We start from the raw sequence: 26322 nt of genomic DNA, 5'->3' as shown, positions 1-26322 counted from the left end.
ATTCGGATTTATTTCTTTACAGAGAGTATCCCGCTTTTGGGGCTGAGTATGGTAAGAAAGCGATTTTCCGGATGGAATCTCAGATTTGACAAGGATATTCATAGATTCAGTATTTATTCAAAATTCTTATACACAATGCTTCCTAAGGGACATGGTGGAGAGAAGATAAATATTGATGACAAAGTTCTTCTTGAATACTATAAGCTGGAAAAAGACTTTGAAGGTCCGATAGAGCTTGAAAGCACAGAAGGCGGATATACACCTATCTCCGGTGATTCCGGTCATAGAGAGCCTAAGAAAGACCCGTTGACAGTAATCATTGATAAGATAAACGAAAAGTATGGCACTCATTTTACAGAGATGGATAAAGTTCTTGTTCAGATGGAAAATGATTATGCCAATCAGGAGAAATGGCAGAGCTACGCAAAGAACAATGACAGGGCAACATTTATGCTGTTATTTGAAAAGGATTTTCCGAATATGGCAGCAGACAGATATGAGCAGAATGACCAGTTTTTCAGAAAACTGTTTGATGATCCTGATATGATGAGGCAGGTAATGGAGACTGTAGGTTCTGTATTGTATGAGAGATTGAAGAAGAAATATATCTTTGATCCAAAGTCGGGAGTAATTGAAGAGGCGACACCGGAGACTTATGTGGAAGATACATATTTGACGAAGAAATAAGGAAGTGAAAACATGCAGTTAGGATGGATAGATTTTTCAAAAGAAGACCGGCAGAAGGCATTCGATGTGATTAACCTTCTGAGTGAACAGGGAGCAGTCGATGAACTTGGAATCGGCGTTATTCGTGATGCTTTTGCCAATTATTTCTTTCCGGGGACATCTACCATCCAGACTAGAGCAAAGTACTTCCTTATTGTTCCATATATGTTAAGGGAGGCTGTTGATGGCAGGTATGGAAAGGATGCAAATAGAGTTTTAAGAGCTATAGATTCTGCTGAAAAAGATTGTGGCATCAGATTGTTAGAAGCAGATCCCAAGGCAGAAGGTGTTATTGGAAGTCGTGTATTGCCAAAGGGCTGGGTGGCAAGAAAACCATCAGATATCTACTGGAATGGAATTCGTACCTTTGGAATATTCTGTGATTATGGTCTGTCTATACCGGAGTATGTTTCATTGGCGGTAAAGCTAAAAGAACAGAAGTCTGTCAGCCGGTTGGGAAACAGGAATGATGATGCAGAGGAAAATGATAAGGATGATTCGGATGCAGGAGACATCGGCAATATTAGATTCTGGAATCTTCCGATTTATCATGATGATTGGAGAGACAACCTTACAATAGAGCTGACGCAGGAGGAAGCATTCTATCTGGATAAGCAGATTCAGAAGTCAACGAAAGGGTCTCTTTTGGAATATGTATTGAAAAATCGTATTGATTTGAATGAATATGATGATTTTGCTTCTTTAACGGCTGAACTATCGGAAAAAGTAGGTGAAAAGCTGGCATATATGATGAAGCTTGCCTGCGATTTTAATAATCTGGTGTATATGGCGAGAGTAAGATACAATGTCATGCTTTCAGAAGACGAGAATACATACGCAAATGATGAATGGAGCAGGTTGCTTCCGGATATAAGGCATAATGCGACAGTAGATCTGGATGCAGTGTTTGGAGAATTCCAGTTGATCAATCCAAGGGCAAAGAGCTTTCTATGTGGGATACAAGCAGCATTTATTACATTAGATATTGATATGGCTGATGAACTGATTCGCAAGAGGGAACGGAGCCTGAAAGGAGCAGCCAGAGCGAAGTTAAGCAGAACAAAGGAATTTGATCATTCAAAATGGGTAGGCGGTGGAATGCTCGATTACAGATTCTCGAATGCCAGAAGAATTGTGAATGACATCTATGCCGGGGAGGTGAGTGCTGATGTTTAGACCGGATTCAAACCGAGATAGAACGGATTACAGCGGTATTTTGATGCCTCCGGACGGATATAGATTGGACAGAGCAGTAGGCACTACATATTCACTTGACCTGGAAGCACTCACAGCTGTGGCGATATGTCTTGGATTATCTGAAGAAACAGATAGTAAGCTTATGCAAAATCCAATTGGTATGCTGAATGCATTGCAGAAGGTATCAGATAAAATCGTGCTGTTTTGTGAAGCAGGACAGATTAAAGTGCCAACAAAACCGACTGCACTATCTATTTTATTAGAGAAAATGGTAGTAGAGGTCGCACTGCCAAAAGATAGACAGCTTGGTCGATATCCGTCATTTCATCCGAAAACATGGGTATTAGCATATGTAAACGCTGATGGAGATAAAAAATATCGTTTTGTGGTAATGAGCAGAAATCTGACTTTTGACAGGAGCTGGGATATCAGCTTTGCAATGGATAGCAGTAAAAATGTCAGACAGAAGAAAAAGACTCAGCCTATCTGTGATTTTCTGGATTATCTTGTAATGAATGTGCATAATACCAGCAATAATGCCGGAAAGAAAAGAAACCTGATTCGTGGATTATGTGCAGACATTAAGGATGTATCCTTTTCACTTGATAGTAAAATATTTGGAGAGGATTTTGAAGTGCTTCCACTTGGTATTGGAAAAAATGCTTACCGGATGCAGGAGGATATCCTATTCTGCAAGGAAAGAGGAAATGCCAATTCGACATTTAATGAGCTTGTAGTGATGTCTCCGTTTTTATCAGAAAGTGTGATTGCAGATTTTAACCTGACAGACAGGGCATTGTCGGACTGTAAGAGAACACTTGTTACGAGACGTTCTGAGCTTGGAAAACTCAAAGCATCAGATGTAGATAATTTTACCATCTATGCATTAAAGGATGAGATTATAGATGGTGAGGAAGAAATTTCAGATGAACTCGCAGATAAAAAGAAACAGGATATTCATGCAAAAATCTATCTGAGAAGGAAATATTCAGATGTTGACCTGTATCTTGGTTCCATGAATGCTTCCTATTCTGCAATTAATAAAAATGTTGAAATGATGCTGTGGCTTGGTACAAAGAATATGTATCTGAATGGGGATAAATTCTTAGAGGATATATTCTGTGGACCGGTAGGAGATGCAAAGAATCCATTTGAGCAGGTTACAGTAGCGGATGCTGTTTTGGAAACAGAAAGTGACAATAGAAATCTGCTGGAGCAGAAAATTAAGGACTTGTGCCGAGTGAAAAGGCAGGCTGTAATTTCAGAAGATAATGAGAATGCTGGAAAGTACAAGATAGAGGTTGAGTTCAGTGGTATTGAATCTGATAGTGAGGTTACAGTATCACCATTTAATTCAAAGCAGGAGCAGACATTGTCAGAACATATAGAGTTTTCAGAGCTTGAGATCTTGCAGTTATCAGAGTTCTATGAGATTACTGCAAGATCAGGTGATGATACAATTCGCAGAATTATTATGATCCCTACAAGTGGTTTCCCGGATGACAGAGAAAGTGCTGCAGTAAACAGTGTGGTAAAAGATAGGGCATCATTTGTTGAGTACATAGCGTTTGTACTTGGTGATGATTATGTAGCATCTATGCTTGAAGGAAAGCAGATGGGAGAATCCGGCTTTTTTGCCAATTCGAGTGATGCAATGCCGGCACTCTATGAAAAGATGTTAAAGACATCTGTAGAAGGGCCGGAAAGAATAAAAGACATTGGATATGTGCTTAAGATGGTTACAGATAAGGATATTATACCGGATGAATTCCGTGAACTGTATGAGACTTTTTGTAATACTTTGAAAATCAGAAGATAACGAGGTGATGTCATGTTACAATTTAATATAGATGAAATTGAAAAGCGTACCCTTTCCGGTCTGAAGGATTTTCAAAGAGCGACTGTGGAGAGAGTGGATTATCTGTTCCGGCATAATCAGAATCGTGTGCTTGTAGCAGATGAAGTGGGTATGGGAAAAACTCTTATTGCCAGAGGAGCAATTGTAAAGACAGCAAGACTTAGAATCGAAGAGAAAGATGATCTGTTTAAGGTAATTTATATCTGCTCTAATCAGAACATAGCAAATCAGAATATCAGAAAACTTGATGTAACAGGAAAGAATGCCATCGGCTCAGTATCAGATACCAGACTGTCTATGCAGCATTTAAAGATTACTGAGCAGGAAAATGATCCGCAGATAAAGGAAGGTTTTATACAGCTTATCCCACTTACACCGGAAACATCTTTCCGCATGACCACCGGAGGTGGAAGTGTGCAGGAAAGAGCACTTATGTATGCCATTTTAAGGAGAATGCCGGACTTTAAAGGACATGTAACTTCTCTTGAAAAATTTATGATAATGGATGCTGTAAAAGCATGGGATGGATGGGCAAAATGGAACTTTGAAAATCGTGTGGCAGAATGCGAAAAGATGACGAAGGGTGTCTATCCACAAAATGTGATAGAAAAAATCCTTAATTATCAGGAGTATGAAAGTATAAGGGACATGCTGCTTAATCATTTGCATGAAAGAAGATACAATAAACAGCTTACATATTCCAATTACTATGTGATGAATAAGCTTCGTGTGATGTTTGCGAGAATCAGTGTATCTATGCTTGAGCCGGATCTGGTAATCATGGATGAGTTTCAGAGATTTAAGTTTCTTTTGTCATCCGATGACAGTGAGCTTGGTATTCTTGCACACAGTTTCCTTAGTGGACATGATACAAGGGTACTTCTGTTGTCGGCTACACCATATAAATTGTATTCTACCCTTGAAGAGATAGATGAAAATCAGCTTGATGAGCATTATGCAGAGTTTTTTCAGGTTATGAACTTTCTTTTTGATGATGAAGTCAAAGACAAAAGTAATGTTCCGTATTGAGAAGAACCTTGTGGATATAGATTATGAAATGTATGCAGAGGAAGGGAAGCATCTGAAGGAAATGTTATATGATCTGGTAGATTTCGATGCGACTGCAGAGAAACGCAGAATCCAGGAAAAGCTTCTGAATAATGATATGAATCTCTGTTTGCTGGAAATCATGAGAGATTCCCTGATAGCTTTGAGGGATTATCCAAAAAATGGACAGCTGTATTATCGGCTTTTGAAATATAGATATTTTGAAGCAGGAAATACCAATGAAGATGTGATGCTGATGCTGGATGATATGCCAAGCACTACTTATTATCGAAACCGTAAGAAAGCAATCCGTTTGTATGCAACAATGCTCTGGGCATTTACACGTCCGGAAAAGATACAGAATAAGATGGAGGAAATAAACTGGAAGAAAAGTGGAAGTAAAGTGGCAGTGAACTGACAGTAAACTGGCATGTGAATGGTATTACAATGAAAATACGTGCATGTTAGAATTGATATGCTGAGAGAAATAGACCTTCGCAGACGTAATGTTTGCGGAGGTTTTTCTTTTCTCAAATTTTAAGGCGTCAGGCTGTGCCCGGAAGGGCATGGCCTTTTTTTATACCCAAAAACAGGTTGCAGATTTGAAAAAGCTTCCTTTTTAACAGGTAGATGCCGGAAAGGAAGAGCATATCAAGATGCAGGGAAGAGGCAGGCATTATGCCAGATATCCATGATTTTCGATTTGTCACAAATCAAATCAACAAAAACGACAAATCGGAGAAACAATCATGGAAGAAAGAAAATACACATTTTACGACAGATATCAGAAGGTGAAATACGCTAATATTACAGCAGAAGAGCTGGAAGTTCTTAATATTTTTTATAATAAGGAACATTATATGTTTGATCAGCAGCATCAGAGAAATAATACAGTATTATTTTGTGGATTAGAATCAGAAAACGGTTGTGCGACAGACTTTATCGCAGATAGTGGACGTGACATTGCATCGGATATTACAACTGAGATCTTCTTTAAAGAACTCTTCAGCGATCTGACAGAGAAAGAAAAGAAAATCGTGAGCGATTATTTTATCATGGGAAAACAGGTTAAAGAAACAGCAGAGGAACTGGGCATCAGCACACGTCAGGTGAGTAGAGACAAGAACAGTGCTTTGGCAAAAATGTTGAAGAGGATGAAAGCAGCTGGATATGAATCATATGCTGAGGCGGCAGGTGCATTTCTGCAGGAAAGCGATTATATTCCAACACAGATGGAGACACAGAACTCGATTATGAAGAAAAGGACCGGAGAAGTGAGACTGCCATCAGATCATAAGATGAAAAAATAAATTAGTTAAAAATTAATCATGATAATAATGTGATGATATCACAGAAAACAAATGAATTTCAGATTATAATAAAGCCACAAAAGAAAAAACAAGGAGGACTGTAAAATGTCTGCTATTAATATCAATAAAAATAATTTTCAGAATGAAATAATGGATTCCGAGAAAACCGTTCTTTTAGACTTTTGGGCTCCTTGGTGTGCTCCTTGTCGTATGGTGGCTCCTATCATAGAGGAGATAGCAAGTGAACGCCCTGATATCAAAGTTGGAAAGATCAATGTGGATGAGCAGCCAGAACTGGCAAGTAAATTTGGTATTATGAGTATTCCAACTTTGGTGGTTATGAAGAATGGGAAGATTGTAACAAAAGTTTCAGGGGCAAGACCTAAGAAGGCAATCTTAGAGATGCTTTAAGGAGGTGCGTTAATGGGATTTTTTGATTTTTTAAAACAGGCGAATATTAATCAAGGGATAGAGGAATATAAAAAGACTGCTGGTGCAGTTCTGCTGGATGTTCGTACGCCGCAGGAATATCAGGAAGGGCATATACCAGAAAGTAAAAATGTGCCATTGCAACAACTTAACAATGTTGTTTCGGTAGTGAAGAATACAGAAATACCGCTGTTTGTATACTGTTATTCCGGAGCCCGAAGTCGTCAAGCAACTGGGATGTTGCAACGAATGGGATATTCTAAAGTAAATAATATTGGTGGCATTGCTGCTTATTCAGGAAAGGTGGAAAAATAAGATGAAGGTAATAATCGTAGGCGGTGTAGCCGGAGGAGCTACAGCTGCAGCAAGAATACGAAGATTGGATGAACATGCAGAAATTACTGTGTTTGAAAGATCCGGATACATATCCTATGCGAATTGTGGGCTTCCATATTATATCGGAGACGTGATCACAGACCCGGAAGAACTTACACTACAGACACCAGAGAGTTTTTTTAAACGATTCCGTATTAACATGAAAATTCATCATGAAGTTATCTCCATACATCCGGAACGAAAAACGGTTTCAGTGAAAAATTTAGAGAATGGTGAGATATTTGAAGAAAACTATGATAAGCTGATCCTCTCTCCAGGTGCAAAGCCAACACAGCCGAGACTTCCCGGAGTAGGTATGGATAAACTTTTTACACTTCGTACTGTAGAAGACACTTTTCGGATAAAGGAATATATAAATATGAATGATTATACGTGTTCAGAGTGCAGCGCTTTGCTTCACAGAGATTATTCAAGTGATGAGTTCACCGAGGTCGATGATGATGAAAAATGCCCAAACTGTGGAGCATATCTAAAAAACCAATGGGGATTTAGTGATTACGAGGAAAACTGGACATGTACTGAATGTAATGCTGAACTGCATAGGGAATATAGCAGTGATCCGTTCACTGTTGTTGATGATGAACACAAATGCCCAAACTGCGGCGTCAGTCTTTTTAAGCAATCTGGATACAATGAGTATTCCTATGATTGGACATGTACGGAATGTGATGCTGAACTTCACCGTGATTATAGCGGTGCAGAATTTGATGTGGTTGACGAAGATGAAGACGAAGAAGATGAAATAGATTACAGCGGTTTTTCATCTTATGATTCCGACAGCGATGAAGAGGAAGAATCATATTATGATTCAGAAGAATATCAGGAAAGAATGAGAGAAGCTGCCAAGCAGAGAGCCGAAGAAGCACGAAGACGGCAGGAGGAATTGGCGAGGCAAAGAGCTGAAGAAGCCCGTAGACGGCAGGAAGAGCAACAGAAAAGGGAAGAAGAACAAAGAATAAAGGCGGAGAAAAGAAGAGAGAGCCGTAAGAAGCTTTGGAGAACACTGACGGGCAAAAAGCAGACTGCAGGCATTGCTGCGGATGCCTGCCGAAGTATGAATTATTCCGATGTTGTTCGCATACTTGAAGCACAGGAGTTTCATAATATAGCGACTCGAATTGTAGAAGATCTTTCTGCGGATGAAAAGGCACGAGAAGGGATCGTGGATAAAGTTTCCTTTAATGGAGTTGAGGTATTTGATAAGGATACTCAATTCCCTTATTCAGCCAGTATAGAAGTTGTCTATCACATGATGAAAAGGCAGAAACCTCCGATCACATCAAGAGGAGCTAAAAGGAAAGACGTCGATGATATATCATGGGAGTTTTCTAATGCGGGTTTTGTAAATATCGAAAGAATTGCAATTCCTGATTTAAGTAAGGGATGGCTTGTAAAAGAAGATTCTGTTGAAAGTGTTGAAATTGACGGAAAAACTGATTTCCGTAAATCTGACTTGATAAGAATAGATGCGAAAATTGTTGTAAGATATCATACATTCAAAACCGGGAAAGGATAATCTAAATGAGCGAAAACAAAATATCTGTGAGCGTTTTAAATGAAACGCAAATAGCAAATACGGATATAGAAAGAACGCTATTTGAACTGGATAAACAGATTGATCTGCTCTCAAGCCATGCTGATAAAATAGATTATTTTGTTGCAGCTGCATCCGGTGTTATCTGCGGAATGATGGATATCCTATGGGTCGGTGAGTTTGATCTGGGACGAGGCAGAGGTTATGCGAATGAAGAAATTGAAGGTTTTGTAAAAAAGACAGCCAAATTGCTTGGATGCAAGGATGATGATATAAAGGGAGCAGTTGCTTTTCTTGAAGAAAAGTTCAAAATCCCTGCAGACGGAAACACTCCTGATTTTGGAGGTGGATTACAGCACCATTTAAGAGACTTTGCTCATCATCCTACGATAGTAGGACTTATATTTTCGCTTTTAACGCAGTTTACGGGTATGTCGTACGGAACGGATACATCCGGAATGTTTATAATTGTTCCTGTTCCGGAGAAGAGTAAGACATTTATTGGAGAAAGTGTTCCGGATAAAATTTTCCGGGGGACTGTTATATGGCTTTTTCATCTCATCAGTGATATTGCCGGATCGAGTAGCACGGCTGGATTAAGTGGTGGTACGGGAATCCCAGGACCGATTCTTTCGATGGTTAAGGAAATATCTGTTTTACCATTTATGAAGGATGTTTGTGTTAATGAGGAATCATTATCATTATTTATATCAAAGCTTTTCAACGGGACACTATTTGCAAAGCATGATGAAGCCGGAAAGATAATCAAAGGCACAGAGATAAAACTGGATTTTCGTGGGGAACTTGGTGCTTTGGCTGAAATGGGAAGGCAAGCCATACCAGTAATTGCAAATGATTGTATAGTTAGGACTTTCTATTTTATTAGGCGTTTGGCGATTACACTGAAGGAAAATGAAATTCATTCCATTAAAGATTTCAAGGATCTTGATTGGAAGGTAATTGCACCATTTAATAATCCAACTATTTCCAGGATGCTATTAGTGGCAACAGGTGTGTTTACGACTATAGATGTTACAGAAGCTATTGTAACTGAGAAGTATTTTGTTTCTGTAAATTATGTTGGCATCGGCAGATTTACGGTCGCTTTAGGTACTGAAACTATCAACTATCTGAAGCTAAGAGATGTTAAGCAAATTAAGGATATGTATGAGAAGATTCAGAGGAATACTTATTCTAAGACGGATGATAATATCTATGGGAGATTGAACGACACGATGAATGTGGAAAAATTTGGCTTAACGGTTGAGCAGACGGAAATTCTCTATAATATCGAGTTACAGAAAACTCTTAATGATATTGAACGTACCTCAGTTCCAATTGGTGGGGATGGTATCAAGGAATTAAAGCAGGCTTGGGTCGAGGAATGGAAGCACTATATGGAAATTGGTTTTGCCGGATTCATTCAGAATGAAAATGCAGAATTGCATTGGTACGATCCAGAGGAACTGAAAGAGCGTATTAGCGAGAACGAAGCCGAAAAAGTTTGGTATAGGCTTGTACTTTTGGAGGCTATGGTGTTTGAACCGTATTATCCATTGAGTCTTGAGAAGGACAAAAAGGGAAATGATATTCCCAGCAAAAAGTATCAATCTCTTCATAATCCGATAGGTGGGTATAAGAAGGGTGTTGGAGATGATTTTCTTGATGAGCGGTATTTGTTTCAGTATGCATCTGATGGATATGTTGCTAGACTCAGAAAAACATATAATAAGGTGCTCAAGGAATTAAATGAGGTTTTGAAGTCAGCAATCACCGGACTTGCGGTAACGGCAGCAATAACGGTAGTAGCTATCCTGACAGCGGGGATGTTTGCGCCTGCGATTGCGGTAGCACTTGTTGGATCTAATTTTGCCGGCCTTAGCGGAGCTGCCTTAACAAGCGCATGTCTTGCATATTTAGGCGGAGGAGCGGTCGCAATGGGTGGTCTTGGGATGGCTGGTGGAACAATGGCAATAGTTGGTGGCAGTGCAATCCTTGGTGTTGGCGTTGGAGCAGGCGCGGGAGCAGCGGTAACGGCAGCTGGAATTGCTGGGAAAGAATCGACAATTCTACAGTCAGCAAAACTGATGGTTTCTGTAAGAGAAATATTCCTAAACGACGAGCATGATCTGGAATATTCCAATTATGTTTACGAGCAATATGTTAACAATATTGCCGAAATTGAGAAAAAGACTGTTGATCTGAAGCTTAAAGAGAGTGTCGCAAGCAAAGAGGAGAAAAAGAAATTAAAGCTTGAAATCAAGAATATGGAGGAATCAGCTCATGCTATGAAGATTGCAATGAAGAGTATGAACAGATTCAAGAGCGCATTTGAGGTCGGAATGGGAGCGTAAACCATGATCATTTCAATAAGGATTAAGGAATAATAATGAAAAATATGGATATACAAGAACTTCATGTTAATGGTAAGAGTGTTTCAATTCCGAAATACTATCAGAGAGTAGATTCCATGCCGGACGATCCGGAGGGATCCCTGCCCTATATGGTTCAAACTGAAAATGCAGCCTGCTTTGCGTTGATATTCCCTGTTGATGAGTCGCAATCTTTGCCACGTACACAGGATGAGTTGATTGCAGGAATACGTCAGTTCCTTGGCGAAAACCAGGGACTGATAGAAGCTATTGCGGAAACCGACTACGTGTTCAGCATTGTGAAAACGCTTAAGCAACCCAGCGGAGTCCAGTATGTGCTGACGTATCAGAAGTTTTATCCTGAATTTATCCTTAATATACAGGCGTTCTTTGAAGAAACTGGGATGACCGGGATAAGGGATAATGTCGTTTATGAGATGTGCCGCAGGCAGAATATTGTTGGCACTGAGGATGATCCGTTTTCCGGATGGACGCAGGATCCTTATGATGCAAATGTGAAGACAGGTGCTTTGATGAATATTTCGGAACAGAAGCAATTTGACGAGAAGTTCCCAGGATTTCCGCTTTCAATGTGTCGGGAATTTGTTAGAACATTAGTGATGTGAGAGTAGATGGGTCTATTAGATAAACTGAGAGGATATAAACAGAATAAGGCACAGGAAATAACGGAGGGAGATATGTATGAGTATTGCCCTCGGTGCGAAGCTAATCTTACGCTTCAAAAAGGATACCGTAATGATCTTCCATATTGGATCTGTAAGGGATGCGGTGAAATGCTTATCAATCCGGAGGTTGATGCCGATGATGATATCGCATGGATATGTGATCAGTGCGGCTCCATGCTGAATATACAGGACGGATTCTCTGATAATAACGGGGAGTGGACTTGTACGGAATGTGGGTATGTCAACAAGATTGATGAGAGCGAGCTTTATGCCTCTGAGGACGAGTTCCAGGCAGAGCAGCGCAGTCCGTACAAAGGTCTTTCAGACAAGGATGTCTTGGCTTTGTCGGTGTACCGGGACATAGAGCATATTGATAATCGACCGGATATTATACTTGTTATGCATCGTGAAACCGGGCAGAAGTATATAAAAAAGCTACTCACGACATATAACAGGAGCGTTTATGACTATCTTAAGGAAAACCCTGTTGATCACATGCCGGTTATTCATGAGATATATGAGGGCGATAACTGTCTGATTGTAATAGAGGAATACATTGAGGGCAAAACGATAGCGGATATCCTTGAAGAAAAGGCTATGTCAGGAGATCAGGCAATCGGTATCGGTATTGATTTATGTACAATACTGAATGTAATCCATAGCCTGCCGACACCTATAATCCACAGAGATATTAAACCATCAAATATAGTTATTACTCCAGAGAATGAAATATATCTTCTGGATATGAATGTGGCGAAATGGTATGATCCCGATAAAACCGACGATACCAGATATATGGGAACAAGATTTTACGCTGCGCCGGAGCAGGTCGGATATGGACTATCGGCATCATCGGCAAAATCGGATGTATATGCTCTCGGAGTCTTGCTTAATGTCATGACAACACGAAGATTTCCTAAAGAAAAAAGAGCCGAGGGAGAACTTTGGAATATAATAGAGCGATGTATCAGCCTGGATGCAGATAATAGATATAATGTCACCGAACTGAAAGCAACGCTTGAAGAATTAAGAGGTACGATTCATGCAGAAGAAACCTACGGATGAATTGAATGATCTTCTTGAAAATATGAAACCGGATCAGCTTGAGGCTTACTTTAAGGATAATGAAAAGTACATGGCTGACGAGAAGAAGGCTTTTTATTACTATATGAAGGATGTGCTTGATGAGAAGAACATTAAGCTGAAGGATGTATATTCTTTTGCCGGAGTTACGGAATCTTATGGAAGCAAGATCTTTACCATGGAGAAGCATACCAAGGATAGAGACCTAATCATACGGTTTTGTATCGCAGGTCATTTTAACTGGGATGAGACCAACAGAGCACTGAAGTTATATGGACTGAATGAGCTGTATGCAAAGGATCCACGGGATGCCGTGCTGATAGTGGCGATAAATAATCGGATATACAACCTTTATGATATAGACGAGATGCTTCTTGAGCACGGGTTGGAAAAGCATACGACAGAATAGAAAATGTTTACGCAGAGTGAATTTCCCCACCATTTTGGTGGGGATTTTTGTATTTAAAAACTGATAAGATATCAATATGAACGAATTCGACGGTTACGCTGCGTAAGAAAAAAGTAATTTGATACTGGAATTCCGGTCTTTACGATAGGAGGGGAAGGAGATGAGGCGATGGAAGAAAGGATCAGTTTAGGAAAGTTTATTGCTAAGAGAAGAAAGATCATGAGACTGACGCAGGAGGAGTTAGCAAAACGCATTGGAGTCTCGAAATCAGCAATAGCCAAATGGGAAACGGACGGCGGACTCCCGGATCGAGATAATCTCCGAAAACTGTCAGATGTAATAAATGTTTCCATAGATGATCTGCACAGGATAATTGAAAGGGCAGATGTGAAGGATATGGATTTAGAGTTAAACATCACACCGGATGTGATTGCAACCCTTGAATCATATGGATATAGGGTAATCAGACCGGATGAAAAAGGACTTGCAAAGGATTGATAAAAGGAGGTGAATCAACATGGCAATGATCAAATGTACAGAATGCGGAAAGGAAATGAGCGATAAGGCGACAGTTTGTCCGAATTGCGGATGCCCGATAGAAGAAATTAAGGCAAAACTCGGAGAGATAGAGTCGGAACGTGAGGAAAAGCTAAAAGCAAAGGAAGAGGAAAGAAAAGCAAGAGAGGTGGCCGCAGAGGCAAAAAGGCAACGGCAAGAAGAGGCACGAAAGGCGGTCACTCCACAAATGAAGACAAAGCGTGTAATTATTGCGGCGATTGCAGGTATACTTGTTGTCGCTATAGCCATATGCGGGTGGTATTTCGGAATTAAAGTACCTCGTGAAAACGCTTATCAGGCATATCTTGCTGAAGTTCAAGCCTGCAATGATGGGATCATCAAATATAATGAGGCGGTAAACCAATACAACAACATGGCAAAGGATGTGATTGCGGCGAATGATGCGTTTGATGAGGTCATCGGTACAGCACAGGCTCTTGTTGACTGCGGAGATACGCCATATGAAGGAGCAAAGATAACAACTCTCAGCAACAGTATAAAGGATGCAAGAAACAACAAGGTTTCGACACCTGAACTGAAAGAGGTAGCTCCTGCTATACAGGCAGATCCGAATATGGAAAAGGCAAGCAAGTCTGATATTGATACAGCAACATCATCGCTGGATGCTCAGATTACCGGGTACAACAATGATGTACCCAAGATCAATTCTGAGAAGGATGCTCTGAGTGTGCCGGATTATTCTGCTTTTATCAATACACTTACTGTTCAAAGCAAGGATTTGGAAGACAGTTACGCAATACAGAGACAGATTACGGCACCTACTGAGGAATGGGTACTAACAAGGCTCGGAAGAGTATCGGATGTCGCTAATATGGCTCCTGTAACAGAGGAAAATGACCCTAACGGCAATCTGAACAAAGCAGGGGGATATACATCTACCGTGTATTTTGGTACAGCACTCCTTGGCACGCAGAATCTTACCGGTAATCCTTTAATAGATGAAGGTACTGATGCTGGCGGAGCTATAGAGACATATAGGACAGTAGAGGAAGCGGAGAAACGCAACAGCTATTTGGCATCATTTGATGGTGCAGGGATGTTTTCATCGGGATCACATATGGTTCTTGGAACTATGGTGGTGCGTACCTCTGATGATCTGAAAGCATCACAACAGGAAACTCTTACAAATGCGATCGTAGCGGCGATGACATCGCTTGACTGATCGTTCGACAAATGAAAAGGAGCGAGGGAGAATATGGCAGTTCAATTTATTTCTGTTAAATGCCCGGAATGTGGAGCAGATTTGTCAATAGAAGATGGAAGAGAGTTCGCATTTTGCTCATACTGTGGGGCAAAAGTGATGATCACTAATGACAATGAGCACATTTACAGAACAATAGACGAAGCTGGGATCAAGCAGGCAGAAACTGAGCGTATGATCAGGATGCGCGAACTGGAACTGGAGGAGAAAGAAAACTCTCATGGCCGTAAATCACAGTTCATCGCTTATGGTATAGCATTGGCTTTTGTGGTCGTCGGAGCGCTAATATGCATTGCATCACCACTCGGTGGAATGTGGGGCATCATCATAGGTGCTTATATCGGTCTTTTCACCTTTATCAAGAGTGACGATAAGAAAAAGAAGCCCCGGAAGTATGTGAGTCCGAACGATGTATCTATTTCGGATGCTATGGTCAATTGCGAGGATAAGAATTTTAACAGTGTAGTGCTCTTGTTCAGAGGTGCGGGCTTTACAAATGTAACCGCAGTACCACTCAACGACCTGAATGTTTTCAATATGAAGAAGAACGGACAAGTCGAGGCGGTTACGATCAATGGAAATGATGAGTTAGAGGAAGGAGACATTTATCCTAAGAACTCAAATGTTTTGATTACCTACCATAGTAAGTAGATGAGGTATGAGAGAGGGAGTGGATAGCCGCTCCCTCATGGTTATGTTCTGCCTTTATTACGTTCTGTATTGACCTGCTGTTGCGCATGGTCAAGAGAATTATCCTTTCCGACATACTGCTCAACATTTGCCAGTTTCTGTTGAAGGGCTTTAGCTTCTTTCTCTGCTGATTTATATGTTTTCTCAAGAGTAGCCTTGCGAGCCTGCATTGTCTCATAGTCTGCACGTATTTCAGCAGCATTGACGGATTTCGGGTCAAGTCCCATTTTGCGAAGCAAACGCTCAGCACCATCATATAAGATGAGCTGAGTTTCATGCATACGAAGGTATCTGTCTGGATCCTTGGACTTCTTATATTTTTCTTGAAAAGGTTTATTGTCTCTGTACTGTTCCGCATAGAGGAGTAGTTCGGAGATTTTTTTCATTTGATGCTCCAGCTCTACAAGCTCAGTACGGGCAGATTTTGCCTCGGCTGTCTTTTTGTCAATCTGCTTCTGAAGCTGAGAAAGATTATCTGCGGCGGCATAGCTGGCAGCGGCGGTCTTGAGGTTCTTGACCGATGCCCAGTGCTGGAGACCGGGGCTGTTTTGAAATTTTTCTCCGGAGGTATCTATGAGCGTTCTGCTTGCACCGGTTCTGGTGACGATATCCTTCTTTGGTATCTTGATCCGTGATTTCTGCTTTGGAGCTTCTGCGGTGTTTGGCTCCTGTACAGTTTGTTCTTTATTCTGCCATTTCTCGGGATTTTCAATCCTGTCTTTGATTTCTTCTTTTGTATAACCTGCTCCAAAATTGCGGAAGCTGCCACGCACAGGTCGCTCCTGTCCTGGGGCAGTGAACTTTATGTATTTTGAGTGAGGATCACCGATTTTTTCACCGATAACTGTATAGCCTTTTTCTTTGATTAGGCGCAAAAAGCCCTCGTAGGATTTGGCGATTCTAATGCATTCGTCGATATCTTCCTGAAGCCGTTTTTTCCATGATGTGCCTTCCTGCTCAGCTTTCCACTGATTATATTTTTTACCTTTTCTGCCACTTGGCTCAATGATGGAAAGGTTGTGTTCTTTGCATAATTCATCGCTAAGTTGCCTGATGTGATAATAGCTTTTCTTGCAGGCATTGTATTTTTTGTGATCTATGTTATCGGCGGCGCAGAATATAATGTGATTATGTGGGTGGCCTTTATCGGTATGGGTTGCGACAACATAGGAGTATTTGCCACCGAGCAGTTTGTCTGCAAGTTCAATTCCGATACGATGTGCTTCTTCATGAGAAACCTCGCCTTTTGCAAAAGACTGGATCAGATGATAAGCCTGATTTTTGTCGGATTGCTTTGTTCGGGAAAGAGCATAGTCAAAGTCATGCCTGGCTGTTTCGGGACTACAGCCAAATGAATCAACGAGCAGTTGCTGCTCGGTCTTATCCGGGTTGCAAATATAAGCTACAGCTTTTGTAACGGTACTTTTGATAGCATGGATTCGTGTGTATGCCATATCTTATCCATCAGCTCCTTTATCTCATTTAGATCTTCTTCGTAAGCGTTCCCTGTTTTCATAATTCGCTCTCTAATCATGTTTATGTTTCTGCCGAGGGCGGCTATTTGGTAGCTGTATTCCTTCAGCCCGTTATAGTCGATGTCATAGACATAACCGTATAGGATCAGGTGACGAATATACTCAGATATATTCCGCATTTTGGATTGTTTGATTTTCTCATCAAGGACATATTTTTCATTCTCGTTCAGATACACCTGGATGGGTATCTTTCTATCACGTTCCTTGCTCATATAGGACACTTCCTTTCAAAATTGCCGTATCCGGCGTATTTGTTTTTGTGGCAGAAATGCTCTTTTTCGGAGAGGGAAAAGGATGCAGTTCTGCATTAACGGGGGTCAGGGGGAGTATCCCCTTGCAAGCTCATTTGCGTCATTTTTCCAGCCGGAAAAATGTTCAGCAAATGTGGATGTGTCATGACACATCCAATGCTTGGTATTTTTCTTGCAAATCGGTTCCGATTTGCGGGTTCAGACTGCCATAGGGCAGGCGGCTTTGAACCCATAACGCCGTATCCGGCGATTGCTTTTATGCTTTTGTACTGTGGGGGAATAAATGGAAAATAAAAAACTGCCACAGTACGGGCGCACGGGTGCACCGGTAATAGTAGCAGTTTAGGTGTCTTATAAAATTTGAACTGAGGTCATGTTAGCAGAGCAGGAGCTTGACGTCAATTATTTTCCGGAATGTTCTCAAGATATTTTCCGACTACAACAGCATTATCGACCACTTCATCAAATGAGAGCCTGGCTGCATATGTCTCATCAGCGATGTAATTGCTCCAGTCATTTGCCAGAGATTCTTCTGCTTTTACATCAGCGCAGATGGACTCATATTTTTTCAAAAGATCAAAGGATCCTCTTTTCTTGGCAGTATGCTCTACAGCCAATCTGAAATGTGCCGGATTGATGGAATCCCTGTAAAGATGGAAGAGAACATACAGATCATAGAAGTCCCTTGATCTGGTATTCCCGATGCCTCTGCGGATAACTGTTTCATATTTTTCTGCAAGGATCGTTTCCAAAGTATAGGCATATACATCAATGTCCTTTTCATCGAACATGGTGTGAAAAGAATACTCGATAGCTGCAGGTGTGATCTCATCCCCGGTGGTGATGTCAATCTTCATTTTGTTCTTTATCTTGCCGTACTCTGCAACAAAGTGAACTCGGAAATTGTTGTAATCATCATCTTCACGGATAGGCTCGATCTTCTCAAAACGGAAGATGATTCCGTCTCCGGTATCAATGTCGAAGATCTCTTTTACGATTTTTTCAATGTTTTCTTCGTCCATATCTATTCCACGGACGGTTGTATCCATGTCCATGGTGGTTCTTTCAGAAATGCCGATCATGGAAGAAATCAACAGACCGCCCTTCAAGGACAAAGTTCTTTTTATATGGAGAGAGGGATAATCTTTCCAGAATACGCTCGAACATAAAAATCTGTAATACTTCCTGAGCGTGAAGATCTTTTTCTTTGGCTATATTGCGGATTGCGCCTTTAAGCTGCTCCGGTGTTTTCATCTGTGGTGCTCCTTTCAGCCTGTCAGTATATCCATGTAGTCTCTGACAGGTCTTTCTATATGGAAGATCTTAGCATATCTGATAAGCTGCGCATGGTCGTTAGTTCGGTCATTAAAGTATTCGTGCAGAGCCTGCAGATATAACTGCTTATCTATCTTGTCTTTTTTCTTGATCAGGTCAATTATACATCTTTCCTTATCATACAGACGGACTTTGTTTCCGTCCGGTGTCAAGGTCTCTGTAATGCCAACACTCCATTTATCGGCATTTATATAATGTAATCTGATATTCTTATTGTCCTTTTTTAACCGGGTTGCATTAAATCCCTGTGGCACGGAGACATCCCATACATGGGGAGTACGGTCGGACATATCCCAAAGGTAAAGGGCAGTGCCATAGGAATAAACTACTCTTGGGTTGTTCGCCTGTATGATCTGGAGATCATCTGGGAACTCATCTGCATAATAATATATTCCACGAGCTTCTTTTACAAGAATGCCTTCATCTATAAAGGTGGGTATCAGTACACGGCTGATACCTGCTTTTTCTATCTGGGATGTTGTGATCATGCCGCCGGTCTTTTCGGCCATTTCTTTTAGCATTTCAATTCTTTGTTCTCGAAGTTTTGACATTTTATATCACCTCCTCGAAACTAACGCACTTTAATTATATAATAGTAAAGTCTAAATGTAAAGTTTTGAAGGAAAAATAATTTTTTTCAAAATTTATACCCACATTTGGACCTCGAAAATACTTCTCTGTAATGAAGGACGGAATCAGGAGCCATTCGTAGAAAGGATAACTATGAGCGGCTATGAATTCGATCCAAAAGATAAAGATGGGAGTCTAAGGGACAGGTTTGACTGTTACTGCAAGGAGGTGATCGGTAGAGCAGCACACAACCTGGTATTCAAACAGGCACAGTACCTGATCCTTCATTTTGGCGGCGGTGAGATAGATCCGTCGATGATGATGCAAGAAGATGAGCATGACAACCTGTACGCAGTAAAAATGACGGTACGGGGCAAGGATGTCTTCATTGGAGATGAGCGCCTTGCAAAATTGCTCCCCAAATTACAGAAACGAAAGCGTGAGATTTTACTTATGTATTACCTGCTGGATATGACGCTTGAGGAAATCGCTAACGAGCTGGGCATTGAGTACGAGACAGTAAAATCTACAAAATCGAAGGCGATTAAAGAATTGAGGAAAGGAGCGGCAAGTGAAAGTGAAGAGGCGTAAATATACTCCGCCGGAGGCTGATCTTATCAGGCCAGCTATTACCGGCAATATTGTTGCGCTGTTTGATGTGAGAGCGCACTATGACAGGCTTATGCGTTATAAGTTGAACAAGGAGATAATGGCCTTGTCAGAGGCTATAGGTTTCAGCCCCGATATGTTTGACTTTGACAATCTCCTCGGGGATGTTGGCGTTATCCTCGATAACGCAGTAATGAACTTTAAGGAATAATCAACTATAACGATAACTCCTGATTCCTATCGCCTTCATTATTTATTATTTGTCATTCTCATAAGGTGCATATGCCTAAAAGCGGTGTAGCAGCTGCAGGTGTCGCTTATGTACCTTTCGGGCTGACAAGTCCGGCGTTAGGAATTACCACCGTAACGGTGGCACTGAACTTTGAAAACTGAATATTGTTTGTACTTTGCAGAACAACCGGAGCGTTAAGCCAAACAGCAAGTACGCCATGATGCGACTCTTATATTTAGGAAGAAAAGCGAATTTCTCTATGAGCTGCGGAGCGTCGTATATGTTGCTGAGAATAGGATTGGGGATCCTATGGCGATGATACGTTCCTTAGTTAAAGTTACTTCCCCGGAGAGTGGGGGCTGATGAAGCTGGTGGAATTCCAATGTGATCTGTACCCAGGATCACTGCAAAGTATTTTTTTAAGAAAAAGGTTTATCGGTCAATAAAAGCGCATTTGCGGTTAAGAAATATGGTTTAGGGGATAAGTGCGCCTTTATTGGCTGATTAGCCATGAATTATTATAGCGAGAGGAGCATAAGCCTATGGCGAAAGAGAAAGATGAAGAGAGCCTCGTTAAGTGCATCTATAACGATATGGTCTTTTATGTGCCGAGTGATGTCTTTTCTATTGTTCTCCTGCGGACGCAAAGATACTCAACAAAGAAATATGTTAGGTATAAAGAAGGCGCAGAACTGTATAGCATGAGCGAGAGGAAGTTTACTGATCTGGCAAACAATTCCGATGCGGTTGTACATGTTGATAAGATAGCGCTTGTGGATCTTGAAAAGGTTGAAGAGTACATAAAACTCAACAATTCATAAGATTCGGTTAGGAGATTTTGCAGGACAAAAACCTTGACATGTTGTAGGACAAAAAGTATAATGAGGATGGTTGAAGGGAGGTACGCTGATTTGGCAAAGATGGGAAGACCGAAGGCAGAAAAGCCTAAGTCAAGTAAAATATCCATCCGCTTTACCGATGAAGAATTTGAGCAGTTAAAGCAGCGTGCAGACCAAAACGACCAGACCATAACAGAAACCATACGTGAAGGTGTCAGGCTACTGTTTGAAACCAAGCACAAGTAATTTTGCAAAATCTCTTTCCTGAATAGAAAGGGATGAACTATGGCAAAAATACGGAAAGACACTAAGGGCAAGGTACTACACAAGGGCGAGGACTACAAGAAGGAGAAGAAGCTTTACCGATACTCCTATACGGATCCCCTTGGAAAAAGGAGATGTATCTACTCCAAGGACTTAGGGGAACTTAGGGAGAAGGAAAAGCAGCTTCAGCGGGATCAGCTTGATGGACTTGATATGTATGTCCAGGGCAAAGCAGATGTGAACTTCGCATTTGACCGCTACATAGCTACTAAGACTGAACTTCGTAGTTCGACACGAACCAATTACCTGTATACCTATGACCGCTACGTAAGAAAGGGATTCGGAAAGAAGAAACTTTCAAGTGTCAGGTATTCTGATGTGGTGCTGTTTTACAATGCTTTGCTTGGCAAGGGATTATCCGTAAGCACGGTGGATTCTGTTCATACGGTGCTACGTCCCACCTTCCAGCTCGCAGTCAGGGATAATGTCATTCGTAATAATCCTGCGGATGGAGCAATGGCTGAGGTAAATAAGAAGTGGGACGGCGAGACCGGGGTAAGACATGCACTCACAATAGAGGAAGAAAGGGCATTCCTTGATTGTCTTAATCTTCAGAAGAATCTGAAATGGAAGCCACTGTTTACCGTGATGTTCGGTACTGGATGCCGTATAGGAGAGGTTATCGGTCTGCGTTGGGATGATGCCGATATGGATAATGGGATTATAACCATTGACCACGATATTACCTATTATCCGAGATCTGACAAGAACTACAAGTGTGAATATGAGCTTGCACTTCCAAAGACAGAGGCGGGTATCAGAACTATTCCGATGCTCAAGAAGGTCAAGGAAGCTCTGGAGCTTGAAAAAGAGAACCAGGAAAAGTACGGCTATCATTGCGTTGTAGAGCTTGGAGGAATGAAGAACTTCATCTTTTGTAATCGTTTTGGCGGGCTGCTCAATCCGGCTGGCGTGAATAAGGTAATTAAGCGCATAGTATCGGATCATAACGCAAAGGAAATAGTGGATGCAAAGAAAGAAGGCAGAGAGCCGGTGATCATACCGGATTTCAGCTGCCACATCACAAGGCATACGTTCTGTACGAGGCTTTGTGAGAATGAAACCAATGTTAAGGTAATACAATCCGTTATGGGGCATAAGGATATTCAGACAACTCTGGACATCTACGCCGAAGTATCGGAGAGCAAAAAGAAGGATATATTTGATCAGTTAAATGATCATGATGTCATTTAGGAAGAGTCCTTGATGGACTCCCAAGTACCACAAAAATTTGCCGAGTGCCACATCTGTGCCACAGATATTCCAATGTAAGGTGCAGTATGGTGCAGTGTAACGGCAAGTGAGAAGCTTGATAACATGTTGGGACTGCAGGATGATGCAGGGTAACGACAGTATAGTGAGCAGTCGTCCCTACGATGAAATCGCTTGATAGATAAGAAGAAATTCGATACAAATTAGTACAATGTACGCGATTAGTATTCTTGTTTACAACTAAGCTTCAATGGAGCATAATGGATCTATATAAAGGATATGAAAACTGACATAAAATTCTATGAATACAGCAACAATCATATAAAATCACAAACATGCGAGAAATAGTGTGTGGTAAAAATATTAGGACATTTCAAAGCCCAGATAATGGGTAGAGAAGTGTCCTTTTTGTATTACTATGAGCACAGGGCAAGACTTAAAGTGTCTGCGAATGATTGTTTAATATGTTCACACGAAAGCATTACCTCTTGGACCTATCAACATACAATTCAAAGCATCAGAAGGGATAGAACAGATGAAGAAAAAAGAAGTGTTACCAGATAGCATTAACCAGAAATGATTAGATATAAAAGATCTGTGCTTATTGCAATAGGAGACAAAAGATATTATGTTGGAGTTAATACTTTCCGTAACATGGCAGAGGAAGCACATGCGGTGATTTATATAAGAAGAATTTTACTGTTTGATACGAAGATTATTGATATATATATAGATGCATTTAGGGAGGATTAGGATTGAATCTGGAGGGTTAGGGTGTTATTTCATATTGTGAATTTTTAGACTTTGTAGTATCATAAACTTGTATATATGAGCATTATAATAGGAGCACTTTTAACAGCAGTAAAGGGTTCAATTCTCAACACGCTCATTATAATGCGCTCTGGCTTTAATTGGAGCGCTATTTTTATCGAAGAAGTAATAATTTTTGGCAGGATTTTTAAATACTGATTTTGGAGATAATATGAAATTAGATCAAGCACTAGATGAAATCTATAAGAATTTATCAGAGGAATTAGATAATATTAATGGTATAGAATTTCAAAAAAAGCAATTACTATCAAATGAAATGACACCAGTGGAAAAGTTACTTAATTATTATTGTATTTTTGATGTTATTAATAGTAGTTTGCCAAGAGAAAAAAGCGACGGAGATGCTTTGTTTTTTGAAATTGAAAAGAAAACTTTAGAGAATAAGAATATTATGTATGCTAAGTGTGCAGATGTTACTTTTTCTTTTTGGATACTGTTTAGTACGATGATTAGAATCAAAGATGTAAAGCTTGACGGTGTACGTAAGAATAAGGAGGGAAGATATTCTAAAAATTTTAAGGTTATAAGTAATTTACTAAACATAAAAGATAAAGAAATAATAAAAAGAACAATGGAAATGTTTGATTACCAAGCTAAAGAATATTGGACTCGGGGAAATCTTTTTCTGTTACCAGATAAAACAAATTCATATGGTAAGAGATTGATGAATAATGATAGATTTCGTTTAACGGAAGATAAACTTGATTTAACATTATGGCAGTGCTTTAAAGGTGGAAAACTTTCTATATATTTTCAAGATAACAATGAAAAATTGGTAGAGTGGATTAAAAGTGAGCATTTAGAGTGTATGTTTTCACGGGATTTTTTCTGTATAGAGTTTGATGGTATAACAAAAGAACTGAATTATGATGATGCAGATATTTTTAAAACTAACATACAGTGTATGTATTCTCAAGAGAGCAGATATATAGAACGTGAGTACTTATTTTCTGAGTTAAGTGAAAATGAAATGAAAAATTACATCATCAATTTACAAAAGGTAATTAAGTATAGAAACAATAGGTTTATCAAGGACTGTGAAAATTCTTAATAGAACGTAAGCTGGGCCCATTTTTTGCCAATCTTTATGGGAGTGTAATGAAGGGAAATTCATCACTTGGTCAGGCTCTTATTACGGGAGTACAGAGAGTTGCTAAGGAAAGTATATTCTCTCAATTTAACAATGCCAGAGTGTATACGGTGATGCACAAACAATATGCATCTTATTTTGGCCTTACTGTTGGGGAGACAGAAAAACTTTTAACTGATTATGGCTTGATTTTGGACGAAAATGTACGTATGAAGTATGTTGGTTACCGGTTTGGAGGAGTTGAAATATACAATCCATGGTCTGTTTTAAATTATGCTGATATAGGTTCATTGGATAACTATTGGATTAATACATCCTCTAACTTATTAGTGAAACAAGCACTACGGACAGCAGATAAGCGATTTTGGGAAGACTTTGATCAATTGCTTCACGAAAAGAAATATCTGTATGGCTTACGTTAGAAACTTCGTAAATAGAACGAGATAGTAATTATAGTTAGTGGGGACTACTGGTGAACTCGGGCTATCTGACTGCCCTGAAACGGATTGATTCCAATACGGCGGTGGTAAAAATTCCTAATGATGAAGTGATGTCATAAATTCAAGTATTAATCGCCGAAATATCAGGTATTGATGCCTGTTCATAGTCATGTAATTATTGAGTTTAAACAGGGAGAAGATTTGGAGCGGCTTAGTGAAGAGAAATTACAACAGATAATGGATAATCAATATTATGCAGGATTATCAGGAGAAGTTCTGTACATTGGTTTAGCCCATGACAAGAAAAGATGCAGTATGGTGCATAAGATCATGCAGATATAAATATTATTTGAACAGGGCCGTGCCAGATGCATGGCTCTATTTAATGAAAATCTGTGTTCTAAAAGCTGTCATCTAAAGATAATGATCATATTCGCCCGCTTTTTACTTTACAGAACCAACATTACAAACTATACTTTCCTTAAAGAGATTGATGATTATCTAAATGCCGCTATTATTGTATTAGAAGGGGAGGAATACCATGGAAATCGTTATCGTGACCGTACCAAACCCATATGGATTACATGCAAGTCCGGCTAGTTTGCTGTCAAAGCTCGTTATGGGATTTATAAGTGAAATTACAGTCTATAAAAATGAAGACCTCACCAGGAAATATAATGCAAAGAATGTACTCTCAGTAATGGATATGAACGCAATCATGGGGGACAAACTGACATTTGAAGCCCAGGGCGAGGATGAAAAAGAAGCAATTTTGTCCATCGCAAATTTTGCGGACAGCGGCTTTGGAGAATAGGAGACATTTTATGAGATTGAATCAGTTAACAAAAAATATATATTATACGGAATGCGATTCCAACAGCGATCGCCCTGTTTTAGGTTATATCAATGGGGATCGGTGTTCAGTAATGGTTGATGCAGGGAATTCGGCGAATCATGTGAAAGATTATAATTTTTTTCTAACGCAGCAAGGCTTAAAAAAGCCGAAATATTGTATTATAACACACTGGCATTGGGATCATACATATGGGATGCATGCCGTTGATGCGGAAACAATTGCACATACAAAGACCAACCAGGAATTGCTCAGAATGTCTTCCTGGGAATTTACTGATTCCAAAATGAAGGAGCGGTTGATATCCGGCGAAGAAATTTCGTTTGCTGATGAGCACATCCGGGCAGAGTATCCAAAATTAAAAGAAATAAAGGTAGTTCCAGCACTGATAACCTTTGAGCAAAAAATGGTATTGGACTGCGGTAGCATTACATGCGAATGCATGCACCTTCCCTCTGCTCATAGTGATGATTCCGTAGCTGTTTTCATTCCAGAGGAAAGAGTGATTTTTTTAGGAGATATTTATAATGATGACTTTTATCAAAATCATTACAGAGATTTGGAAAAAACAAAACAATTATATGAGGAATTATGTATGATTGACTTTGAGTTAGCAGTGGTGGGTCATAGTGAGCCGGTTAGGAAAGAAAACATTTTGAACTTTTTGCACCGGTTCTTTTAAAA

Annotated in this window: 30 protein-coding genes and 1 pseudogene; 26 read left to right on the top strand and 5 right to left on the bottom strand. The window is 40.1% G+C overall.

Annotated elements, in window-relative coordinates; all coding sequences use genetic code 11:
- The first annotated feature begins 48 nt into the window (after positions 1–48).
- The 16 genes and pseudogenes from DS742_RS25875 (at position 49) to DS742_RS25800 (ending at position 15478) form a co-directional block, all read left to right on the top strand.
- Positions 49–687, top strand: coding sequence for a hypothetical protein (locus tag DS742_RS25875; protein ID WP_117419805.1), 639 nt, complete (start codon positions 49–51; stop codon positions 685–687).
- 12 nt (positions 688–699) lie between these two features.
- Entirely contained in the window at positions 700–1902 is a 1203-nt protein-coding gene (locus DS742_RS25870) for a DUF6361 family protein (protein ID WP_073106984.1), read from the top strand.
- The gene (locus tag DS742_RS25865; protein WP_073106981.1) at positions 1895–3742 is read left to right on the top strand and encodes a phospholipase D family protein; all 1848 of its coding nucleotides are present in this window, start codon (positions 1895–1897) and stop codon (positions 3740–3742) included. The genes DS742_RS25870 and DS742_RS25865 overlap by 8 nt, the downstream gene beginning before the upstream one ends.
- A 12-nt stretch (positions 3743–3754) precedes the next feature.
- The gene (locus tag DS742_RS25860) at positions 3755–4810 is read left to right on the top strand and encodes a DEAD/DEAH box helicase (RefSeq protein ID WP_242996823.1); all 1056 of its coding nucleotides are present in this window, start codon (positions 3755–3757) and stop codon (positions 4808–4810) included.
- Between the two features lie 10 nt (positions 4811–4820).
- Positions 4821–5246 (top strand): hypothetical protein, encoded by a 426-nt coding sequence (locus DS742_RS25855; RefSeq protein ID WP_147325884.1) that lies wholly within the window; start codon positions 4821–4823, stop codon positions 5244–5246.
- A gap of 331 nt (positions 5247–5577) precedes the next feature.
- Complete coding sequence (locus DS742_RS25850) at positions 5578–6138, top strand: sigma factor-like helix-turn-helix DNA-binding protein (protein WP_026650124.1); 561 nt, start codon at positions 5578–5580, stop codon at positions 6136–6138.
- Positions 6139–6243: 105 nt separating this feature from the next.
- Positions 6244–6549: a thioredoxin gene (trxA, locus tag DS742_RS25845; RefSeq protein ID WP_028086464.1), complete on the top strand. Its 306-nt coding sequence runs from the start codon at positions 6244–6246 to the stop codon at positions 6547–6549.
- 12 nt (positions 6550–6561) lie between these two features.
- A complete protein-coding gene (locus tag DS742_RS25840; RefSeq protein WP_028086465.1) occupies positions 6562–6882 on the top strand; it encodes a rhodanese-like domain-containing protein in 321 nt (106 codons plus the stop codon).
- Between the two features lies 1 nt (position 6883).
- Positions 6884–7327: pseudogene (locus DS742_RS30080) on the top strand (NAD(P)/FAD-dependent oxidoreductase); the annotation flags it as partial.
- A gap of 1157 nt (positions 7328–8484) precedes the next feature.
- A complete protein-coding gene (locus tag DS742_RS25830) occupies positions 8485–10851 on the top strand; it encodes a hypothetical protein (protein ID WP_117419803.1) in 2367 nt (788 codons plus the stop codon).
- 35 nt (positions 10852–10886) lie between these two features.
- Complete coding sequence (locus DS742_RS25825; RefSeq protein ID WP_117419802.1) at positions 10887–11495, top strand: hypothetical protein; 609 nt, start codon at positions 10887–10889, stop codon at positions 11493–11495.
- 6 nt (positions 11496–11501) lie between these two features.
- On the top strand, positions 11502–12620 hold the full coding sequence (locus DS742_RS25820; RefSeq protein WP_117419801.1) for a protein kinase domain-containing protein: 1119 nt from the start codon (positions 11502–11504) through the stop codon (positions 12618–12620).
- Positions 12598–13047 (top strand): hypothetical protein, encoded by a 450-nt coding sequence (locus tag DS742_RS25815; RefSeq protein WP_117419800.1) that lies wholly within the window; start codon positions 12598–12600, stop codon positions 13045–13047. Before DS742_RS25820 ends, DS742_RS25815 begins: the two co-directional genes overlap by 23 nt.
- A gap of 168 nt (positions 13048–13215) precedes the next feature.
- Complete coding sequence (locus DS742_RS25810; protein ID WP_117419799.1) at positions 13216–13545, top strand: helix-turn-helix domain-containing protein; 330 nt, start codon at positions 13216–13218, stop codon at positions 13543–13545.
- A gap of 19 nt (positions 13546–13564) precedes the next feature.
- The gene (locus tag DS742_RS29665) at positions 13565–14788 is read left to right on the top strand and encodes a zinc-ribbon domain-containing protein (protein ID WP_242996818.1); all 1224 of its coding nucleotides are present in this window, start codon (positions 13565–13567) and stop codon (positions 14786–14788) included.
- A gap of 33 nt (positions 14789–14821) precedes the next feature.
- Entirely contained in the window at positions 14822–15478 is a 657-nt protein-coding gene (locus DS742_RS25800; RefSeq protein ID WP_117419798.1) for a hypothetical protein, read from the top strand.
- A 41-nt stretch (positions 15479–15519) separates the two neighbouring features.
- Here the strand turns inward: DS742_RS25800 and DS742_RS25795 are convergent, their stop codons facing one another.
- The 5 genes from DS742_RS25795 to DS742_RS25780 all read right to left on the bottom strand — a co-directional run bounded on the left by DS742_RS25795 (position 15520) and on the right by DS742_RS25780 (position 19189).
- On the bottom strand, positions 15520–16971 hold the full coding sequence (locus tag DS742_RS25795; protein WP_117419797.1) for a relaxase/mobilization nuclease domain-containing protein: 1452 nt from the start codon (positions 16969–16971) through the stop codon (positions 15520–15522).
- Positions 16920–17264, bottom strand: coding sequence for a plasmid mobilization protein (locus DS742_RS25790; RefSeq protein WP_117419796.1), 345 nt, complete (start codon positions 17262–17264; stop codon positions 16920–16922). The genes DS742_RS25795 and DS742_RS25790 overlap by 52 nt, the downstream gene beginning before the upstream one ends.
- 437 nt (positions 17265–17701) lie before the next feature.
- Positions 17702–18397 carry a nucleotidyl transferase AbiEii/AbiGii toxin family protein gene (locus DS742_RS25785; protein ID WP_242996816.1) on the bottom strand — a complete coding sequence of 232 codons (696 nt, stop codon included), beginning with the start codon at positions 18395–18397 and terminating at the stop codon, positions 17702–17704.
- A complete protein-coding gene (locus DS742_RS29660; RefSeq protein ID WP_242996813.1) occupies positions 18369–18557 on the bottom strand; it encodes a hypothetical protein in 189 nt (62 codons plus the stop codon). Before DS742_RS29660 ends, DS742_RS25785 begins: the two co-directional genes overlap by 29 nt.
- A gap of 14 nt (positions 18558–18571) precedes the next feature.
- The gene (locus tag DS742_RS25780; protein ID WP_026667068.1) at positions 18572–19189 is read right to left on the bottom strand and encodes a type IV toxin-antitoxin system AbiEi family antitoxin domain-containing protein; all 618 of its coding nucleotides are present in this window, start codon (positions 19187–19189) and stop codon (positions 18572–18574) included.
- 172 nt (positions 19190–19361) lie between these two features.
- On the opposite strand from DS742_RS25780, the gene DS742_RS25775 reads away from it, so the two are divergent.
- The 10 genes from DS742_RS25775 to DS742_RS25730 all read left to right on the top strand — a co-directional run bounded on the left by DS742_RS25775 (position 19362) and on the right by DS742_RS25730 (position 26320).
- Positions 19362–19799, top strand: a complete 438-nt coding sequence (locus tag DS742_RS25775; RefSeq protein WP_117419795.1) for a sigma-70 family RNA polymerase sigma factor — start codon at positions 19362–19364, stop codon at positions 19797–19799.
- Positions 19780–20028: a hypothetical protein gene (locus tag DS742_RS25770; protein ID WP_092874604.1), complete on the top strand. Its 249-nt coding sequence runs from the start codon at positions 19780–19782 to the stop codon at positions 20026–20028. Before DS742_RS25775 ends, DS742_RS25770 begins: the two co-directional genes overlap by 20 nt.
- 563 nt (positions 20029–20591) lie before the next feature.
- The gene (locus DS742_RS25765; RefSeq protein ID WP_242622789.1) at positions 20592–20870 is read left to right on the top strand and encodes a DUF6462 family protein; all 279 of its coding nucleotides are present in this window, start codon (positions 20592–20594) and stop codon (positions 20868–20870) included.
- Between the two features lie 99 nt (positions 20871–20969).
- Complete coding sequence (locus DS742_RS25760) at positions 20970–21134, top strand: CopG family transcriptional regulator (RefSeq protein WP_242622791.1); 165 nt, start codon at positions 20970–20972, stop codon at positions 21132–21134.
- A 39-nt stretch (positions 21135–21173) separates the two neighbouring features.
- Entirely contained in the window at positions 21174–22406 is a 1233-nt protein-coding gene (locus tag DS742_RS25755; RefSeq protein ID WP_117419794.1) for a site-specific integrase, read from the top strand.
- Positions 22407–23000: 594 nt separating this feature from the next.
- Positions 23001–23177 (top strand): DUF6462 family protein, encoded by a 177-nt coding sequence (locus DS742_RS30075; RefSeq protein ID WP_367575511.1) that lies wholly within the window; start codon positions 23001–23003, stop codon positions 23175–23177.
- 193 nt (positions 23178–23370) lie between these two features.
- A complete protein-coding gene (locus DS742_RS25750) occupies positions 23371–24306 on the top strand; it encodes a hypothetical protein (RefSeq protein ID WP_147325882.1) in 936 nt (311 codons plus the stop codon).
- Between the two features lie 47 nt (positions 24307–24353).
- A complete protein-coding gene (locus tag DS742_RS25745) occupies positions 24354–24767 on the top strand; it encodes a P-loop NTPase family protein (RefSeq protein WP_117419792.1) in 414 nt (137 codons plus the stop codon).
- Positions 24768–25326: 559 nt separating this feature from the next.
- On the top strand, positions 25327–25599 hold the full coding sequence (locus tag DS742_RS25735; RefSeq protein ID WP_117419790.1) for an HPr family phosphocarrier protein: 273 nt from the start codon (positions 25327–25329) through the stop codon (positions 25597–25599).
- 10 nt (positions 25600–25609) lie between these two features.
- Positions 25610–26320, top strand: coding sequence for an MBL fold metallo-hydrolase (locus DS742_RS25730; protein ID WP_170313596.1), 711 nt, complete (start codon positions 25610–25612; stop codon positions 26318–26320).
- The last annotated feature ends 2 nt before the right edge of the window (positions 26321–26322 follow it).

Origin of the sequence: Lacrimispora amygdalina (assembly GCF_003432035.1) — a bacterium.
GTDB classification, from domain to species: domain Bacteria; phylum Bacillota; class Clostridia; order Lachnospirales; family Lachnospiraceae; genus Lacrimispora; species Lacrimispora amygdalina.
Note: the sequence above shows the minus strand (reverse complement) of the source record. Positions and strands in the feature narration are given on the sequence as shown.